Below are 16,782 nucleotides of genomic sequence, written 5' to 3'. Positions count from 1 at the left end.
GAGAAAAGTCATTAAATAGACGGAGTTATTCCTTGAGGGTCTGGTATTCAGGGTTATTCACAAATCCACTTGGTATATATTAAGTTGTTGTATTGTATTATCAACCGATACAAAGTTTGGAATAGTACCAACTAAACTTGCACCTGATTTTAAAGCAATTTTAATACTAGCTACATTTTGTTCTAAGCATCTAAACTCAATTACTTTAGCGCTTGTATTTTTGAGTATGCTTGGCACTCTTGCGATTACTTGACTGATAATACCATTTCCTTGTGCGTCACTACTTAACCAGTAACCAAGCTCCGCTACATTCAACTCAGGACAAATAGACTTAACTGCAAAAATACCACTCAGATTATCTTTATAATAAATTTTAAACCACCGCGAACCATTTAGCCCGCTGTTGACTCTGTCGAGTATGTACTTTTTAGCTGATTCAATATTCTTTACCCCTTCTACCCAAGGCAAAAACTTACCTAAACTTGCCCGACTTAAATTAACAGTCTTTAAAATGTCCGCAGCATCGCTTTCCACTAAAGGAGCTAGCTTAATGTGTTCTGCAATTTGGATATGCAAGTGTTCTTCCTTGTAAGTATTGATTTTTATAGTTGTAAGTTTAAAACTAAAGATCACTATTAAGTAGCCCCAAACTTATTTAACGGCTGAATAGCCTTTGAGCTATTAAAAATATACAGAAAGGCATTACTCTAGAGCAACGCTTTTTTATGTTATTTACTCAAACTTTGATTAAATAAAAGCATGATCGAGGGATAAATAAGCAAACAATAATTTTGATTTATGAGGTCAATATTTGACCGCTTTGATTTCATATTCAATATAACAACATAATATTTATATAAGGAAGATAGATTATGGTGATTTTTATTTTAGTTCTACTCGGGGCTTTTCTATTGTTGTATTTCATAGCTTTAAAGCAAAAAAGAGATATTAATAAGCAGATAAGAAAACCTGATACAAAGATAGTTTCTCGTAGTGGACTAAGAGAATCTAAATATACAGGGGAATTGTTTAGTGGTAGCACTACTACTGAGGATCATTTAGGCAAAGCCGCAGAACTGAAAAAAAATGCAAAAGTTGCTATAAAAAACAAGTTATTTGATGATGCATGGAAGTTACTTCAAAAACAAAAAATGTCATATATGAAACATGCAAATAATGCAGGTTTCACTGCCAAACAAGTACTTGCGCTAGATGCCACAGTGCATGTAGATTTAGCTAATATACTGCGTATGGAAAATAAACATACAGAAGCATTGATTCACATCGTATATTGGGTTGCAAACAACTACGATAATATGACTAAAACACAAGAACAAAAACTTACTGCGTATTTTAACAGAAGCCATTTAAAGCTAACTTCTATTGAAGAAGCTAAAATTGCTATTTCCTCTTTAGCTGAAAATCCAGAATACGTCAATGCTCAAGAGCTTGTTTCAATTTGGGTAGCTAAGGAAGATAATATTTCTAAAGAGCCATAGGGGTCACCCATTAGAAAATTCCGGTCAAGCAGGCAGCTGTGTTTTCTTGATCTTTTTATTCAAAAACCAAGTGTTCTTATTATTTAAACTCAATTTAAATATGAGTACGCACCTAGTAATGACGTCGATTGGTGTGAATATGCACCAGTCACCCATATGAATTTAGGCAGTTTAATTAAGCATTATTGATGATTAATTAAGGCCCTTGGCTTTCGCCTCAGTCATCGTTTAGTACCAATGTCAGTCCAGTTTCTAGCTGTGTTTACACACTGCGCTATAACAAGTCTGTGGTTTATGCTTACACATAACCAACCCCGTGTGGCTCAAACATTGGGCATATCCAGTATTTAAAATATGAGCGGTTAACGTACAGGCTCAATCAAATCTAATGGTTTTACCAACCCCATATTACTAGCTCAACACGTTAACCTAATTTATTTAATAGGCGCTAAGCAAACGCCTTGTGTTCATCGAATGGTACATTGTCTTTAAGCACGTGATAACACGCTCTTGCGAGCTTATGTGCAACCGTTTTAATCGCAACTACCTTGTTTGTTTTAGCCAGTTTTCGTTGATAATATTTTTTAACTGTTGGGTTATAGCGAATTGCAAAATTAGCAGCCTCAGTAAAGGCCCACGCTAAATAACGATTACCATTCTTCTGATTCGTCGCGCCTTTTTTCTTTCCATTACTGTACCTTGCCCCTTTAACACAGCGACAATACGATGAGAAATTACCTGGGCTATCAAAACGTTTAATCGTGCCGGTTTCTAACATAATAGTCAGTGCTAAAGTATTCCCAATTCCATCAATACTGGATAGGTTTATAAATTCAGGGGAGAGTGATGTTTGTTTTAAAATAGCGCCCTCTATCGCATTAATTTGCTGTTGAGCACAGCGTATTAATGAGAGGTTAGAAATGACTGACAGTGCTGTATTCATTGAGCTAAAGTCTGCATGTACCTGCTCAGTATCAACGCCTTTTCTGATAGCAGCCATTTGCTTTATTTTGTTGCTACCGAGCTTATAACCAAGATGACGCATGTAACAACTTTGCACCGATAATAAGTTTTTAGTGGACTGTTGAACAATGTCCATTCGTTTGCGCATTAAATCTCGAATAGCCCTAAGTTCACGAGGGTAAATATAGCCTTCAGGCAGAATATTTAGACGTAGCATTTCAGCTAGCCAACGTGCATCACTATGGTCGTCAGCATGTTTTAAGCCTGAATATTGTTGAATTGCAGCGGGGTTCGCTAAGTGTAGTTTAAATTCTGCATCCATTAATGCATCAACTAACCAATACCAATTAAATGTTGATTCGACAACAAGCCCTGTTAACTTGTTTTTATAAGGGGCTAAAAAAGATAAAATGACAGAAATGTCATTATTTAAACGCTTGCAGCTAAGCGTTTCACCCTGTTCATTAATGATAGCAATAACACTATTATTTGAATGCAAGTCAATTCCACCATATAGTTTCATACCAAGTTCCTCGAGGTACTGTTTATGTTTTGGTCAACACAACTGTATCGAAAAACTCGAGGAGCTTTCTATATGATTATCAAATCTTGACTTCATACATCATAATTAATTAGCTGTTTATATTCGCCGAAACTCAAATAAGTTACTGTGTCGGATGGCGCTTCGCTTGTCCGACCTACGTTTCCAAATAAATATAACGCGGTTTATTGGGGGGCTTGGGTATTGGATCTCGTTGGGTTTCGCTGCGCTCTACCCAACCTACGAGTTAGTCTTAAATTTTTACGCAGACGAAAATGGCGTTGCCTGAGCGCTCTGCCCATGGGGTTATTTTGTCATAGTCATGTTCAAATATGTGAATTTCGAAGTACGGTTTTAAGGCTTCTTTAAGCTCGGTATAACTAAAAGCAACCATTGGGTGCTCGTCGTGCCATACGAGTGTTTTATCTGCGGTGGTTTTTTCTATGTTGAGTTTTAATAACTGTTTGCTACCACTGCCACTGTAGTGCCAACCAGAGCGAAATGTGAATAAGCTATTTTCGCTTGTTGCGGTGTGCTCTACAAATGAATCGCTGTCGATTTTGTTTTTATCAACCGTGTTAAAGCAAAATATTCCACCTACGTTTAATGCGCTGTGTACGCTGGCAAGGCATTCTTTTAACTTATTAATGCCGTCGCAGTAATGGATTGAATACAAAAAGCAGGTAATTAAATCCACGTGCTCAGTTACCTTAAATTCACTCATGTTTTGCAACGAAAATTGCGCTTCTGGGCAACGAACTTTTGCTTTATCTAGCATTGGCTGGTTTAAGTCAAGCCCACTACTTTTATAGCCGTTATCAATAAAGTGGCGTACATGCGGGCCGGTGCCACATGCTAAATCGAGATGGGTATTTGCGCCATTACCAAAAATTTGGTGCAGCCTGTGAATAGAATTGCTTTGGGCTTGATAATTAATATCTGCACACATTAAGTCGTAGTAATCAGAAAGGTCGGTGTAAAGTGCATTTGCGGACATATAAGCCTAGTGGTAAGTAGTGGAATATTTTTAAGTCGCGCATAGTAAACTAGTTATGGCTATTAGCGAAGAAGATATGAGTTTTATGGTTGTCGGATGACGCTTCGCTTATCCGACCTACGTATTTAAATATTATGAAACGTTATTATAAAACGGTATGGAAGTGGAGATTCGTTGGGTGGAGATTCGTTGGGTTTAGCTTCGCTCTACCCAACCTACGTAATATAACTTTAAGCTGGCTTTAACTAATTCCTAAATACTTATGTACTTGTATTGATAGGCGCCAGTTTTTGGCAATACAGGTGTCGATTGCTAATTTGGTTGCTGATACTTTTTGGCTAATTGGCTGTAAATAAACAAGCTTAGGGTTAACACCTGTTTTAGCAAATAACTCTTCTAACTCTTCAACATGCTTTTGCATGGCAACGGGGTGTTTTATCTCGTTTGCACGCTTCATGGTGCTGGTAAGTACTTCATAACCCCCGCGCATATTGATTTTTGGCGATACCGTTACCCATGTTTGCTCTGGGGCGAGTATTTCAAACGTGCCGCTGGTTTCTATTTGTGTGCTAAAACCGTGTTCGTGTAATAAGTTACATACTGGATTTAAATCAAACATGCATGGCTCGCCGCCGGTAATTACTACATGCTTTGCGGTATACCCACGTGATTGAAACAGCGCTAAAATTTGCTCTGCACTGGCGTTAGCCCAATGATCTGAGTCGGCTTTTTTTTCTACGGTTTCATCCAGCGATACTTTATATACATTATCAACATCCCACGTTTGCTTGGTGTCGCACCAAGAGCAGCCTACAGGGCAACCTTGCAGACGTAAAAATATTGAGGGTGTGCCGGTAAAACTAGCTTCACCTTGAATGGTTTCAAACACTTCATTAATTTTGTACAAAAGAGATCTCACTTACTACGCTAGCAGCCAAATTGCTACTATTAAAAAACCAAAAAGCGCTGTGCAAAAATTGTTATTTAAGCTGCGGCCGTGTAGTATATCGCGCCCTGATATAAACCTCTATTAAAACTAAGAGCAAAACAGATATGACGCAAAAAGTAGTTGTTATTTATTCCGGCGGTATGGACTCGTTTACCGTACTAAATAAAGCCCTGCAACAAGGCCATGATGTATATGCCCTTTCATTTGACTATGGTCAGCGTCATGTAAAAGAGCTTAAAGTAGCGGCAAGTGTGTGTGAAAAATTGAACGTTCCGCATAAAATTGTTGATATTTCGGCGATTAACCAACTTATTGGTGGCTCATCACTTACTGATGATATTGATGTGCCTGAAGGCCATTACGAAGAAGAAAGCATGAAAAGTACGATTGTGCCTAATCGTAATATGATTTTGCTCTCGCTTGCTGTTGGTTACGCGGTATCACTTAAAGCTGGCAAAGTTTATTACGGCGCTCATTCTGGGGATCATGCTATTTACCCTGACTGCCGTCCTGAATTTGTGCAAAAAATGGATGACGTGTGCCGTATTGCTAACTACGACGCGGTAGAAATTTTTAGCCCATACTTAAACAATACTAAAATTGGTATTTTAACCGACGGTATTGAAATGGGTTTAGATTACAGCCAAACGTGGACCTGTTATAACGGCCGTGAAAAGGCCTGTGGTAAATGTGGCGCGTGCCAAGAACGCCTTGAAGCATTTGCACTAAATAACATTACAGACCCGTTAGAATACGAATAAGCCGCAATTAATTAGTAATACAATTGCTGTAAACAAAAAGGCTATCATTGATAGCCTTTTTTGTTTGTCAGGTTTTTAAGTCAATGGTATTAATTACAACCAGCGTTTTACGCGCGCTTTATAGGCGGTAAACTCTTCGCCAAATAATTTAGTGAGCGCACGCTCCTCGGGTATTATTTGAAAAAGCGTTAAATAGGCAATAAACCCGATAATACATAAAAGCGCCCACAAGGAACTTAACCAAATACCCCACCCTGCTAAAATAAATGCAAAACCCACATACATTGGGTTACGTGAAATTTTATAAATGCCGCTCGTAATAAGTTTTGACGCTTGCTCAGGTTTATTAGGGTTTACTGTGGTGTTTGCTATTTTAAAGCTCGCTACCCCTGCAATACAAAAAACACACCCAATAATGACCAAACTTGCTGCTAAGTAGGTAATAAAAGCGGTGAAATCAATAACACTGTAATGCGCGATTAAAGCCATAATGCCTGCAAAAAACAGTACCACTATAACCGGTGGAATTTTATTATTTAACATAGCAACTCACTGTATTGGCTAAAGTATGTTTATTATATGGTGATTACGGCGTGTTGTTCTTTGGTGATTGAATTTGCAGCAGTATGTTTGGTTATTAGGCAAGGCAGAGCCTATGTAGTGTGGCTATCCCCCATAAATAGGCGATAACGCAGCATAAAGACCAAACATGCGCTGCCCTTTGGGTTCTTTCTAGGGACAATTAACTCTTTGTTGCTCGGTTTTTACTTAGCCCACTAGGTTACAAACCTCGCGCCGCGATTTAATCGCCCCTAGATTGAACAAATTTCAATCCACAAAGATTAACACGCCCTAGCTATTAAACAATATCTGAAGTGTATAAATGATGAACACGCTCAAAGCTTGGCTTAAGTAAAGTATACAAATTAAGTTACAATTGTCAGCTTTATCAAAAGCGCTTAAAGGTTATACTTTAACCATAAACGAATAATAAAATGATAAGGAATGAGGTTATGTCTGGAACTACGATGATTGTACTTATTGTGCTAATTTCGGTTGGCTCAGGAGTAGTTTACGATATGTATAAAAAGCACCTTGAGTTTAAGCATAAAATGCAAAACAACAACAGCGATGCCCATAAACAACTAGCTGAAACAAACGCACAAGTGCTTGCATTAAAAGAGCGTGTACAAACACTTGAGGCTATTGTTACTGATTCAAGCTTTAACGTTAAAGATGAAATTAATAAGCTTTAAATTGTTATAAGTAATTTGGATATAAATGTGCATTTTCTGGCTGCTCAATACCGTGAGCAGCTAAAAACCCACCAATAGCTTGCCCGCAGCCCTGTGGTGCTCGCCCACTGTCTATCTCAAAGTTTAACTGATTAGCATGTTGCTTACCCATAGAGCAAAGCCCTACGGTACTTGGCGAGCGCATAGCGATACTTAGGTTACCTATTTGTTCAACCGCAACGTGCTTACTAAAGCGGGTAAAACCTTTGTATTTAAACTGCTCGTTTACGTAGTCGTTACTTGTGGCCACCAATGCCGCAATTAAGCCGTGTAAAAAGCTATTAACGGATGGATCTGCTGTTAAAAACGCAATTGTTTTTTTATTAAACTCGCTAAGCTGGCAATCCTCACACAACAGCTCAACAGTATATAAATGTTGCTCGGCTACTTGCTGCTGGCTTTTAAGCTCAATGCTTTTTCCTGCAAATACAATGCGTTTAAGCACGTCATCAACGTTACTTGTAACCGCTTCGCTTTTAACAAGTTCAGGGTTTTGAGCCATTACCGGTAAGTCGTGATGGTTATTAAATGGCGTGCTTGTTGCGCCGCTTTGCATTAACTGAAAAAGCTCTCTTACTTCATGTTCTCGCGCTACTTTTAACGCTAAAAATGCGGTTTGAATAAGCTCTGAGGTAGGTAAGTTTTCCTCTACTATCCAACGTCTGCCAAATAATAGTTTTTTAGCTTTGGCTTCATTAGTAGATGCGCTTTTTTGGTAGTTATCAGGACTCAGCACTGCTACTTGCAGGTAAATTTCTTCACCTTTTTGTGCAGCAAGCACTCTAAAGTGAGCCGAAAATTCAATACTCTCAAGTACTTCGTTTACGCTTTGAAGCGTGTGCTTGTAACGTAAAAAATGCTGTGGCACCACCCAGCTACTATTAGCTAATTGCACAAGGGGTGCATAAGAAATAGGTTGCTCGTAACTGTGTTGCCATTTTTGCTCATTGCTAAGCAAATGATTAATGTGACTCTTGTTATCTGACATAAATAAACCAAATAAACTCGCGTTGTGCGATATAAACTATGAACACATTACGTCGTCAATGTCGTAATTAGATCACATGTACGCCCTACTTTTGGGCTTTTTTAACTATCGGTGAGTTCTTGATAGTCTGTTATAACTTTTTGATAGTATGGCTTATCTTTATTGAGCATTTTATTATAATGATTTATGAGTTGGCGCTGGTACATAGCGTGCTCTGCACTAGCAAAATTCCACATTTTATTACCGGTGTGACTAATCTCATTATTGCTACTAAAGCTCACTTCAATCACTTCATAAAAACGTTTGTTGTCGTAAACTATTTGTTCACTTACAAGCCCTAAACCTAATTGCTTTAAACCGACTCGCAACTTATAAGTGTGATGCACTGGGCACAAAATAAAACGAACATTATTTAAATGCTCACTTACGTTATTAGCAGTGATTTGTTGTATTAAACTTAACAACAGCTCACCGCCAATACCTGCTATTACAACTACTTGGCTTTTGCTTTGAGCAATTTCAATTTTGCCTACATCCTGACATAAGACCTGCCACTGCGGATTTTTATCACAGGTTTTTTGTAATTTATTAATAGATGATAATTGCGTTTCTAGGTCGTTCATTAAAGTGGCGACTATATCTACAAAAATAACCTGGCTTGCAGCTGCGCGCTTTAATAGCGCCATGCCTAAATAACCATGGTCGCAGCAACAATCCCAAATAATATCGTGATGCTGCGAAATTAATGTATCAATGGCAGTTAAGCGTTTACTGAGCTTCATTTAAGCAGGTATTTGTGACATTTTATAGACAAGCGCTTTTAAACTTTTATTGCTGTCTACTTCAATAAAACGCTCGGTGGGGGCTAGGCGCTCAACAAATTCAATTGCGCCTTGGGTGTGCTCGTTTATTAATGCTTTAAACGCCTCTTCGCTAAGCTCTGGGCTATTAGCACACAATAACAATTGCGTGGTATTGCAAAGTAGCTCTGGCAACCTGCGCAGCACTTTTTGATAGTCTTTAGTTAATATAAAGCTGCCTTTTTGAAAGCTTGGCGGATCAACTATTATTAAATCAAACGGGGCTGCTTTTTTTAGTTTTCCAAACGACTTTAAAATATCGTGAGGTAAAAAACTTACGCCGCGCTCAAAACCATTTAGCTGATGGTTTTGCTTGCCGACTTTAAGTACGCCTTTGCTCATATCCATGTTCATTACATGATCTGCCCCGCCTTGCATGGCTGCAAGCGAAAACCCACATGTATACGAAAACAAATTAAGCACTTTGCCATGCTTGCTGTTGGCCATTACAAACTCACGGCCGCTGCGCATATCGGGAAATATTCCGGTATTTTGACGGCTCTGTAAATCAACCAAAAAACGAATGCCGTTTTCGGTTACAACATGTGGGTTAGGTAATTGCCCATAAACCACGGTGTTTTGGCTTTGTACGCCAGCGCGTTGCTGATACACAAGTGAGCTAATAAGCTCTGGCTGGTTTTTTTGTGCCCACTGCCACACAACATCGGTAAGCTCGCTTAGTGTTTGCTCGTCAATTTCGTCGTACGAAACCAAAAATAAACTGGGCGGGTAAAAGTCTAAATTAATATGACTTAACGCTTCGACGCTGTGGCCTCGGCCATGAAAAACACGACACAGTTCATTTTTTAAAATTGGCGCGTCTTCAAGCGCAGTAATAAGAGGAGTAAAGTTTGCTGTCATTTTTAATTAATCAACTGTTGTTGTAGTTCATGTATTTCATCGCGAACAGAGCCCGCTTTTTCAAATTCTAGGTCGCTTGCGTATGCATGCATTTTGGTTTCTAACTGCTTAATTTGCACAGCAATTTCTTTCGCACTAAGTACCTTTTTAGACTCTTTACGAATAAGTTTAAGGTTGTCTTTAGGGCCGGCTTCTTCGCCTACATCCATTACATCGAGTATTTTTTTAGCCAGAGCATGAGGCTCTATGCCGTGCTCAACGTTGTAAGCATGTTGAATTTCGCGTCTGCGCGCAGTTTCGTCCATGGCCTTTGCCATTGATTTTGTAATTCTGTCGCCATATAAAATAGCGCGGCCATCTAAGTGACGAGCAGCACGGCCAATGGTTTGTATCAAAGAGCGAGCCGATCGTAAAAAGCCTTCTTTATCGGCATCAAGTATGGCAACAAGTGCCACCTCTGGCATATCAAGGCCCTCTCGAAGTAAGTTAATGCCCACTAACACATCAAACACGCCCGCACGTAAATCACGAATTATTTCAACTCGTTCTACCGTATCAATGTCTGAATGTAAGTAACGCACTTTTACGCCATGCTCACTTAAATAGTCGGTTAAATCCTCAGACATACGCTTTGTAAGTGTAGTTACAAGTACACGTTCGCCCTTCTCTACACTTTTATAAATCTCTGATAAAAGATCATCAACCTGATCCCCTACTGGGCGCACTTCTATAAGTGGGTCAAGCAACCCTGTTGGACGAATTACTTGCTCAGCAATTTCGCCTACGCAACGCTCTAGCTCAAAGTCGCCAGGCGTTGCCGATACATAAATAGTTTGTGGTGCTATGGCTTCAAACTCTTCAAAACGCAGCGGCCTGTTATCCATTGCTGAGGGCATTCTGAAGCCATACTCAACTAGGTTTTCTTTTCGGCTTCTGTCGCCTTTATACATTGCGCCAATTTGCGATACGGTTACGTGCGATTCATCAATAATCATCAATGCGTCGTCTGGGAGATAATCAAGCAACGTAGGCGGTGGATCGCCTGGCGTGCGACCCGATAAATAGCGGCTGTAGTTTTCTATACCTGAGCAATAACCTAGCTCCCGCATCATTTCTATATCGTATTGCGTACGCTGTGTTACGCGTTGCTCTTCTACTAATTTATTAGCACTGAGTAACTGCGCTCTTCGATCTTTTAGTTCTTCTTGTATTTTATCGATAGCCCCGAGTATTTTCTCACGCGGGGTAACATAGTGTGTTTTTGGGTAGATAGTGGTGCGTACTATGTGCTTTTCGATAGCACCAGTAAGCGGGTCAAAAATACTTAAGCGCTCTATTTCGTCATCAAACATTTCTACGCGTACGGCATAGGTATCTGACTCGGCAGGAAATATGTCGACCACTTCGCCACGCACGCGATATGTACCACGGCTAAAATCTACATCGTTACGGGTGTATTGTATTTCGGCGAGGCGGCGTAGCATATCGCGTTGATCGACTTTTTCGCCGACTTTTAAAAGCAGCATCATTTTCATGTATGATTTAGGGTCACCCAAACCATAAATAGCCGATACCGATGCCACAATAATGGTATCGCGGCGCTCAAGCAGTGCTTTGGTCGCACTTAAACGCATTTGTTCTATATGCTCATTTATCGAAGCATCTTTCTCGATAAATGTGTCGCTTGATACAACATAGGCTTCTGGCTGGTAGTAATCGTAATACGATACAAAGTATTCAACGGCATTTTTAGGGAAAAACTCTTTCATCTCACCATATAACTGAGCAGCAAGCGTTTTATTGTGCGCCATAATTATTGTTGGACGATTTAAATCGTTAATAATATTAGCCATGGTAAAGGTTTTACCTGTACCCGTAGCACCTAATAAGGTTTGGTGTGCAAGCCCCGCTTCTAACCCTTCGCACAATTGTTTAATCGCGGTAGGCTGATCGCCTGCTGGCTTAAAATGTGATTTTAACTGAAAATGATCGCTCAACTATTGCACTCCCGTAATGATTGACTGCTCAACGCATCGAGCTCTTTCATAAACCATTTATATGCCACCATTGCAGTAAATAAATTACCCAGTGCCGCACCAATAAATAATCCAATTAAACCAGCTAGCTCATTACCTATATAAGCAAACGGTAGGTAAAAAACAAATAAACGAATAGTACTTAAAAACAGTGCATTCATTGGTTTATGTAAAGCATTAAACGAAGAATTAGATAATATGATCACCCCTTGCAAACCGTAGCTAAACGGAATGGTGTAAATAAAGAGTTTTATCACATCAATTACCATTTGTTCTTTACCAAACATTTGACTAATAAAGCCTGAAAAAACAATAAGCAAAATATAAATAGCAAATTGCCAAATCATCACAAATTTTAAGGTACCAATATAAGCATCTTTTACTCTGCATAATTTACCCGCTCCAAAGTTTTGGCTCACAAACGGGGGTAATGTCATCGACAAAGCAAGTACAAGAATACTGGCTATAGATTCTATCCGGCTGCCTACCCCAAATGCGGCGACGGCTTCAGGTCCGTGATGTGCAACCATAGCGGTCATCACAGCCATTGCAACCGGGGTCAACATGTTTGCGCCTGCGGCGGGTAAACCTATTTTTAATATTTTACGAATAGCGCCTACCACCGTTTGCGACCCGGCTTTTAAACTCAACAACCGTTTTTTTACTATTAGTAAATATAAAATAATAACAACAGCCACTCCCCATGCTATTACACTTGCAATAGCGGCACCTTGAATACCTAACGCAGGAATAGGGCCAAAACCAAATATAAGCATAGGATCGAGAACCGCATTTATAAGCCCCGCCCCGCCCATTACAATACTGGGCGTTTTAGTATCGCCACTGGCACGCAGTACCGAGTTACCAATCATTGGGGTTATTAAAAATACGCTACCGATAAACCATACATTCATGTATTCGTGTATTAAAGGAAGTACCTGCTCACCTGCGCCTAATAACGTAAATATGGGGTCGATTAGCAAATAGCCAATAAACGATAAAATAAGCACTAAAACAAAAGCAACCAATATTGAAACGCTTGCGTCAAAACGCGCTTCATCTATTTTGTTGCTACCTAAAGCTTTAGCTATAACTGCCGACGTACCAATACCTAACCCAATGGCTAAGCTAATAACTGTAAACGTAACAGGAAACGTAAAACTAACTGCAGCCAATGGCTCTGTGCCTAATAAGCTGATAAAAAATGTATCAACAATATTAAACATCATTAACGTGATCATGCCAAAAATCATCGGAATGGTCATGGTCTTTAATGTAGGCAAGATAGGATCGTTTAGTAAATCTGGGCGAGTCTGAGTTTTTGAAATTGCGCGCATGAAATAAATAAGCCTCTTTTACTGAGCAAATCATTTTAAAGCATCAAGACAATTCAAGCCACGGATTTATCAACAGATTTGAAGGAAACATAAAACTAACTATTCGACAAAACAGTAAAGATCTATTTTTAGATATTTTTGCTAAAATTGAGCACTAAGCCGCCAAAAAACAATTAAAACACATTTTAGTTACTTTTTTTACAAACCCCCGTTCATTACTGATGCATTTTCACACAAAGACATGCTTTATTTTATCGTAACGAAAAAATTCTCTCATCGAGTTAGATGATTTAAATTGATAATAGTAACCTGTTGTTTTTTAATGAAATAAAAATAATGATTTAAAAGCTTGAAATCGTTGTAGCACTCTAAAATGCTGGTGCCGCTGATGTTCTTAAAGTTTCATAAACAGAGTTATCCACAGAAACCGTGGATAACTCATTCAAGCCCGCATTTACAAAGGCTTTTAGAGTGATGCTTTTTTCACTCAGATCTGACTTATTACAAATATTCAATTTATCGCGTTTTTCTGGTTTTAGAGCAAAAACCATCTCGACATATAAATTGCCTTATTAACCTGATTATATTCTCGTGAAAAAATAAAAGTATAACGCAACGTATTGATTGTATTATTTTTGAGCTCTGACAATATAATCACCACGTACATATAAGTTGTAAAAAATAATTCACTTCTGTGATTATCGAAAATCAATTTAAAGCTTTTACTTTTTTGACAAAACAGACCAACAATAAAAAATACAAACGTTGCTTTTTATATTTTGTGCGTATTTTTTACAGCTAAGCGGTTTAACATTGTATTTTATTTGCTCAAAGAACTAAGAAAGGCGATCTCAAAAATAGGCATATCGTCTAAAATCGTAACTCTATTTTTTAAAAGGTTCTTTAAATGAAGTCACAAAACACGCAGATCGAACATAAAAACAACGAATAACCACCTTTTTTAAATTTATAACTTTTATATGTTGACACTTTGCGGCGCGGTCATTAATATTTCGCCCCGTTGAAAGGCAAGACGCTTCCCCCTTAGCTCAGTTGGTTAGAGCGACGGACTGTTAATCCGCAGGTCCCCCGTTCGAGTCGGGGAGGGGGAGCCAAGTTTTTCAACCATAAACGATTCCCCCTTAGCTCAGTTGGTTAGAGCGACGGACTGTTAATCCGCAGGTCCCCCGTTCGAGTCGGGGAGGGGGAGCCAAGTTTATGTTTATGATGTAGTTCCCCCTTAGCTCAGTTGGTTAGAGCGACGGACTGTTAATCCGCAGGTCCCCCGTTCGAGTCGGGGAGGGGGAGCCAAATCATCATAATAAAATTTCTACTTTAGTTCCCCCTTAGCTCAGTTGGTTAGAGCGACGGACTGTTAATCCGCAGGTCCCCCGTTCGAGTCGGGGAGGGGGAGCCAATTCTAATAATTTCATAGACATTGATAGACATTCATTCTAAATTCCACTACCCTCTGTTTTATAAATAAAAAAACAAATCGCGCTAATAATTTGCTCTGATTTACTAATCAGGATTTCATTCCTTCCCTTTTGAACTATTAAAAGACTGAAAAAATGGCTGGCTTTAAAAAACTTATCTTTATACAAATAATTTCTTGGTTATTATGTGTTGCAGCTGGAAGCTATTTCATTTCGGTAAGCTTTGATAATGCAGTAAGTGAAGCTCAAAAAAATGCGCAAGCTAGCGTTACCAACTATATAAACGACCTTTCTTTTGACGATAATTTAGTACAAAATTTAAAAAAATCATTGGCTGATGGTAAAACGTTCTCAAGCTTTACGTTACGAGATTACCAAGGCGCAGAAGTATTTAAAGTTAACTCCCCTATTGACCTGCCACTATTTGCAGATTTTATACAGTCTATTTTTAACTCTGCCCGACCGCAGTTTGCGGTAAATAAGGCTGCAGATATAAAAGTTGAATTTACAGTTAATATTCAACACTTAGCTGAACAACTTCAAATATCACTTTTTATTATTATCTTTATTTCCGCTGTTTTAGTAATTATTCCTATTATTTTGATGCAATCTATTTTTAATCATCTAAATAAAAGTATCAGTATGACCGTCTCTGACGTTATCGATGTTTATATTAACCAAAACCAAGCCGGTGAATTAGAAACAGTGCTAGATAGCTCTAAACTAAAAAGCTTAGGAAAAGATTTAGTACCAAGTTTTAACCGCTTATCGCACTTTCTTAAAACGAAGAATGAATATATACAAAGTGAAGCGCTCAATATTAAACACGAAGCATATAAAGATGTAATTACCGCGCTAGGTAATCGTAATATGTTTGTTGAGTACTACGAAAAAAACATTGAAAATAATGAACAAAGTACTTTTGGCTCATTAGCAATGATTCGCTGTAGTGAGCTGCAAGCAATAAATCAAAGCCGTGGCTATCAAAAAGGTGATGAGTACGTAAAGGGTGTGGCTGATATAATTAAACATATAAGTGGCACGTATGCTGGCAGCCAATTATTTAGATTAAATAGTTCTGATTTTGCTGTTGTACTTCCCCATATACCACTTAAAGAAGCCGAACGCTTTGGCGAAAACTTACAATCTCGTTTCACTCAATATCAGCAGAATCAAGAATTAAGCTCTGTGGCTAATACCGGTATTGTTGGTTATGAAAAGGGTAAGCCTTTAGGCGAACTTCTCTCAGTTGTTGATAATGCGATGAGTATGGCGCAGTCTAAGCAGATTAATGCATGGCATGTACAGCGTGAATCCGATCTTGTAAATAATGTAAGTGCTGGGTTTGGTAATCAAAACTGGCGTAAAGTGATTAACGAGGTTATTGAGTCCAAACGAGTTCATTTGGTTATGCAAAATATTATGCCGCTTGGTAAAAGTATTAAAGCATACGCTGAAATTCAAGTTCGCTTTAAAACAGAAGATAATCAAGTCCTGCCTACAGCTTCATTTTTAGCTATGGCTGAAAAGCTTGGTATGGCAGTTGATATAGATAAATTAATTATCGATTCATCACTTGAAAAAGTTAAAAGTCGTAACCTTTCTGAAAAATATTTTGGTTTAAATGTCACAGCTTCAAGCGCTCATAACGATCAGTTTGTAATTTGGTTAGAGCGTCGCTTATTAAAAGATACTCATATTGCATCAAAACTTATTTTTGAAGTGAGCGAGTTCGGCTTACAACAAAATATTAAAGCAAGTAAGCGCTTTATTGATATGGTTCACCGAGTGGGCGCACGTGTAACTGTTGAACGTTTTGGTGTTGGTTTAACCTCATTTAAGTTTTTCCGCGATTTAAAACCTGACTTTATTAAAATGGATGCCAGTTATACTCGCGGCCTAGAAGATGATAAAAACAATCAGTACTTTATGCGCTTAATGGTCGATTTAGCCCACCGCATTGGTGTTAATGTTTTTGCCGAAGGTGTTGAGAGCCAAGAAGAAAAACATATTATAGAAACCTTGTGCTTAGATGGCGTGCAAGGTTATTACATAGAAAAACCTAAAGATATCTAAACCAATTAAGCAACATTGACTAATTTAAAAAGAGCACTTGTTGCTCTTTTTTGCTTTGTAAATCGTAGTACAGTTATTTGGTGGCACCACTAACACTGCAAAGTAAAATGAATACTATACCAATCTGCTTATGTATGGGGTCTGTTTAACGTTAAGAAAATTACGCTAGAACTAGGCTGAAGT

At 38.6% G+C, this 16,782-nt stretch carries 14 protein-coding genes and 4 tRNA genes; 8 read left to right on the top strand and 10 right to left on the bottom strand.

Annotated features, from left to right (window positions below; all coding sequences use genetic code 11):
- Positions 1-57: 57 nt before the first annotated feature.
- The gene (locus AOR04_RS06365; RefSeq protein ID WP_096792802.1) at positions 58-576 is read right to left on the bottom strand and encodes a GNAT family N-acetyltransferase; all 519 of its coding nucleotides are present in this window, start codon (positions 574-576) and stop codon (positions 58-60) included.
- A 296-nt stretch (positions 577-872) separates the two neighbouring features.
- On the opposite strand from AOR04_RS06365, the gene AOR04_RS06360 reads away from it, so the two are divergent.
- Positions 873-1,499 carry a hypothetical protein gene (locus AOR04_RS06360; RefSeq protein WP_096792801.1) on the top strand — a complete coding sequence of 209 codons (627 nt, stop codon included), beginning with the start codon at positions 873-875 and terminating at the stop codon, positions 1,497-1,499.
- Between the two features lie 448 nt (positions 1,500-1,947).
- On the opposite strand, the gene AOR04_RS06355 is transcribed toward AOR04_RS06360, so the two are convergent.
- The 3 genes from AOR04_RS06355 to queE form a co-directional block, all read right to left on the bottom strand.
- Positions 1,948-2,985: an IS110 family transposase gene (locus tag AOR04_RS06355; RefSeq protein WP_096792800.1), complete on the bottom strand. Its 1,038-nt coding sequence runs from the start codon at positions 2,983-2,985 to the stop codon at positions 1,948-1,950.
- A gap of 271 nt (positions 2,986-3,256) precedes the next feature.
- Positions 3,257-4,000, bottom strand: coding sequence for a class I SAM-dependent DNA methyltransferase (locus AOR04_RS06350; protein ID WP_096792799.1), 744 nt, complete (start codon positions 3,998-4,000; stop codon positions 3,257-3,259).
- A 241-nt stretch (positions 4,001-4,241) separates the two neighbouring features.
- The gene (queE, locus tag AOR04_RS06345; RefSeq protein WP_002960417.1) at positions 4,242-4,907 is read right to left on the bottom strand and encodes a 7-carboxy-7-deazaguanine synthase QueE; all 666 of its coding nucleotides are present in this window, start codon (positions 4,905-4,907) and stop codon (positions 4,242-4,244) included.
- A gap of 146 nt (positions 4,908-5,053) precedes the next feature.
- Between queE and queC the strand changes: the two genes are divergently transcribed.
- On the top strand, positions 5,054-5,710 hold the full coding sequence (gene queC / locus AOR04_RS06340; RefSeq protein ID WP_008136967.1) for a 7-cyano-7-deazaguanine synthase QueC: 657 nt from the start codon (positions 5,054-5,056) through the stop codon (positions 5,708-5,710).
- A gap of 93 nt (positions 5,711-5,803) precedes the next feature.
- Here queC and AOR04_RS06335 read toward each other — a convergent pair whose 3' ends face one another.
- Positions 5,804-6,253, bottom strand: coding sequence for a methyltransferase family protein (locus AOR04_RS06335; protein WP_096792798.1), 450 nt, complete (start codon positions 6,251-6,253; stop codon positions 5,804-5,806).
- Positions 6,254-6,723: 470 nt separating this feature from the next.
- On the opposite strand from AOR04_RS06335, the gene AOR04_RS06330 reads away from it, so the two are divergent.
- Entirely contained in the window at positions 6,724-6,966 is a 243-nt protein-coding gene (locus tag AOR04_RS06330) for a hypothetical protein (RefSeq protein WP_010553668.1), read from the top strand.
- 4 nt (positions 6,967-6,970) lie between these two features.
- Here the strand turns inward: AOR04_RS06330 and AOR04_RS06325 are convergent, their stop codons facing one another.
- From AOR04_RS06325 to AOR04_RS06305, 5 genes are all read right to left on the bottom strand, one after another.
- Complete coding sequence (locus AOR04_RS06325; protein ID WP_096792797.1) at positions 6,971-7,993, bottom strand: hypothetical protein; 1,023 nt, start codon at positions 7,991-7,993, stop codon at positions 6,971-6,973.
- Between the two features lie 101 nt (positions 7,994-8,094).
- Complete coding sequence (locus AOR04_RS06320) at positions 8,095-8,775, bottom strand: tRNA (adenine(22)-N(1))-methyltransferase (protein WP_096792796.1); 681 nt, start codon at positions 8,773-8,775, stop codon at positions 8,095-8,097.
- Positions 8,776-9,714 carry a class I SAM-dependent methyltransferase gene (locus AOR04_RS06315; RefSeq protein ID WP_096792795.1) on the bottom strand — a complete coding sequence of 313 codons (939 nt, stop codon included), beginning with the start codon at positions 9,712-9,714 and terminating at the stop codon, positions 8,776-8,778. It abuts the gene before it with no gap.
- Positions 9,715-9,716: 2 nt separating this feature from the next.
- On the bottom strand, positions 9,717-11,711 hold the full coding sequence (gene uvrB, locus AOR04_RS06310; RefSeq protein WP_007378930.1) for an excinuclease ABC subunit UvrB: 1,995 nt from the start codon (positions 11,709-11,711) through the stop codon (positions 9,717-9,719).
- Positions 11,708-13,087 carry an MATE family efflux transporter gene (locus AOR04_RS06305; RefSeq protein WP_007378929.1) on the bottom strand — a complete coding sequence of 460 codons (1,380 nt, stop codon included), beginning with the start codon at positions 13,085-13,087 and terminating at the stop codon, positions 11,708-11,710. Before AOR04_RS06305 ends, uvrB begins: the two co-directional genes overlap by 4 nt.
- A 1,038-nt stretch (positions 13,088-14,125) precedes the next feature.
- Here AOR04_RS06305 and AOR04_RS06295 point away from each other — a divergent pair.
- From AOR04_RS06295 to AOR04_RS06275, 5 genes are all read left to right on the top strand, one after another.
- Positions 14,126-14,202, top strand: a tRNA-Asn gene (locus AOR04_RS06295).
- Between the two features lie 21 nt (positions 14,203-14,223).
- Positions 14,224-14,300: transfer RNA gene (locus AOR04_RS06290), tRNA-Asn, on the top strand.
- A 21-nt stretch (positions 14,301-14,321) separates the two neighbouring features.
- Positions 14,322-14,398 (top strand) — tRNA-Asn (locus AOR04_RS06285).
- Between the two features lie 29 nt (positions 14,399-14,427).
- A tRNA-Asn gene (locus AOR04_RS06280) sits at positions 14,428-14,504 on the top strand.
- A 154-nt stretch (positions 14,505-14,658) separates the two neighbouring features.
- Positions 14,659-16,599: an EAL domain-containing protein gene (locus tag AOR04_RS06275; RefSeq protein ID WP_096792794.1), complete on the top strand. Its 1,941-nt coding sequence runs from the start codon at positions 14,659-14,661 to the stop codon at positions 16,597-16,599.
- The last annotated feature ends 183 nt before the right edge of the window (positions 16,600-16,782 follow it).

Origin of the sequence: Pseudoalteromonas sp. 1_2015MBL_MicDiv, assembly GCF_002407505.1 — a bacterium.
Taxonomy (GTDB): domain Bacteria; phylum Pseudomonadota; class Gammaproteobacteria; order Enterobacterales; family Alteromonadaceae; genus Pseudoalteromonas; species Pseudoalteromonas fuliginea.
This window is presented reverse-complemented; position numbering and strand designations above follow the sequence as displayed.

Coding starts and splice junctions, on each gene's coding strand:
- AOR04_RS06360 (WP_096792801.1), top strand. CDS start 873: ATGGTGATTTTTATTTTAGTTCTACTCGGGGCTTTTCTATTGTTGTAT.
- AOR04_RS06355 (WP_096792800.1), bottom strand. CDS start 2,985: ATGAAACTATATGGTGGAATTGACTTGCATTCAAATAATAGTGTTATT.
- AOR04_RS06350 (WP_096792799.1), bottom strand. CDS start 4,000: ATGTCCGCAAATGCACTTTACACCGACCTTTCTGATTACTACGACTTA.
- queC (WP_008136967.1), top strand. CDS start 5,054: ATGACGCAAAAAGTAGTTGTTATTTATTCCGGCGGTATGGACTCGTTT.
- AOR04_RS06335 (WP_096792798.1), bottom strand. CDS start 6,253: ATGTTAAATAATAAAATTCCACCGGTTATAGTGGTACTGTTTTTTGCA.
- AOR04_RS06330 (WP_010553668.1), top strand. CDS start 6,724: ATGTCTGGAACTACGATGATTGTACTTATTGTGCTAATTTCGGTTGGC.
- AOR04_RS06325 (WP_096792797.1), bottom strand. CDS start 7,993: ATGTCAGATAACAAGAGTCACATTAATCATTTGCTTAGCAATGAGCAA.
- AOR04_RS06320 (WP_096792796.1), bottom strand. CDS start 8,775: ATGAAGCTCAGTAAACGCTTAACTGCCATTGATACATTAATTTCGCAG.
- AOR04_RS06315 (WP_096792795.1), bottom strand. CDS start 9,714: ATGACAGCAAACTTTACTCCTCTTATTACTGCGCTTGAAGACGCGCCA.
- AOR04_RS06305 (WP_007378929.1), bottom strand. CDS start 13,087: ATGCGCGCAATTTCAAAAACTCAGACTCGCCCAGATTTACTAAACGAT.
- AOR04_RS06275 (WP_096792794.1), top strand. CDS start 14,659: ATGGCTGGCTTTAAAAAACTTATCTTTATACAAATAATTTCTTGGTTA.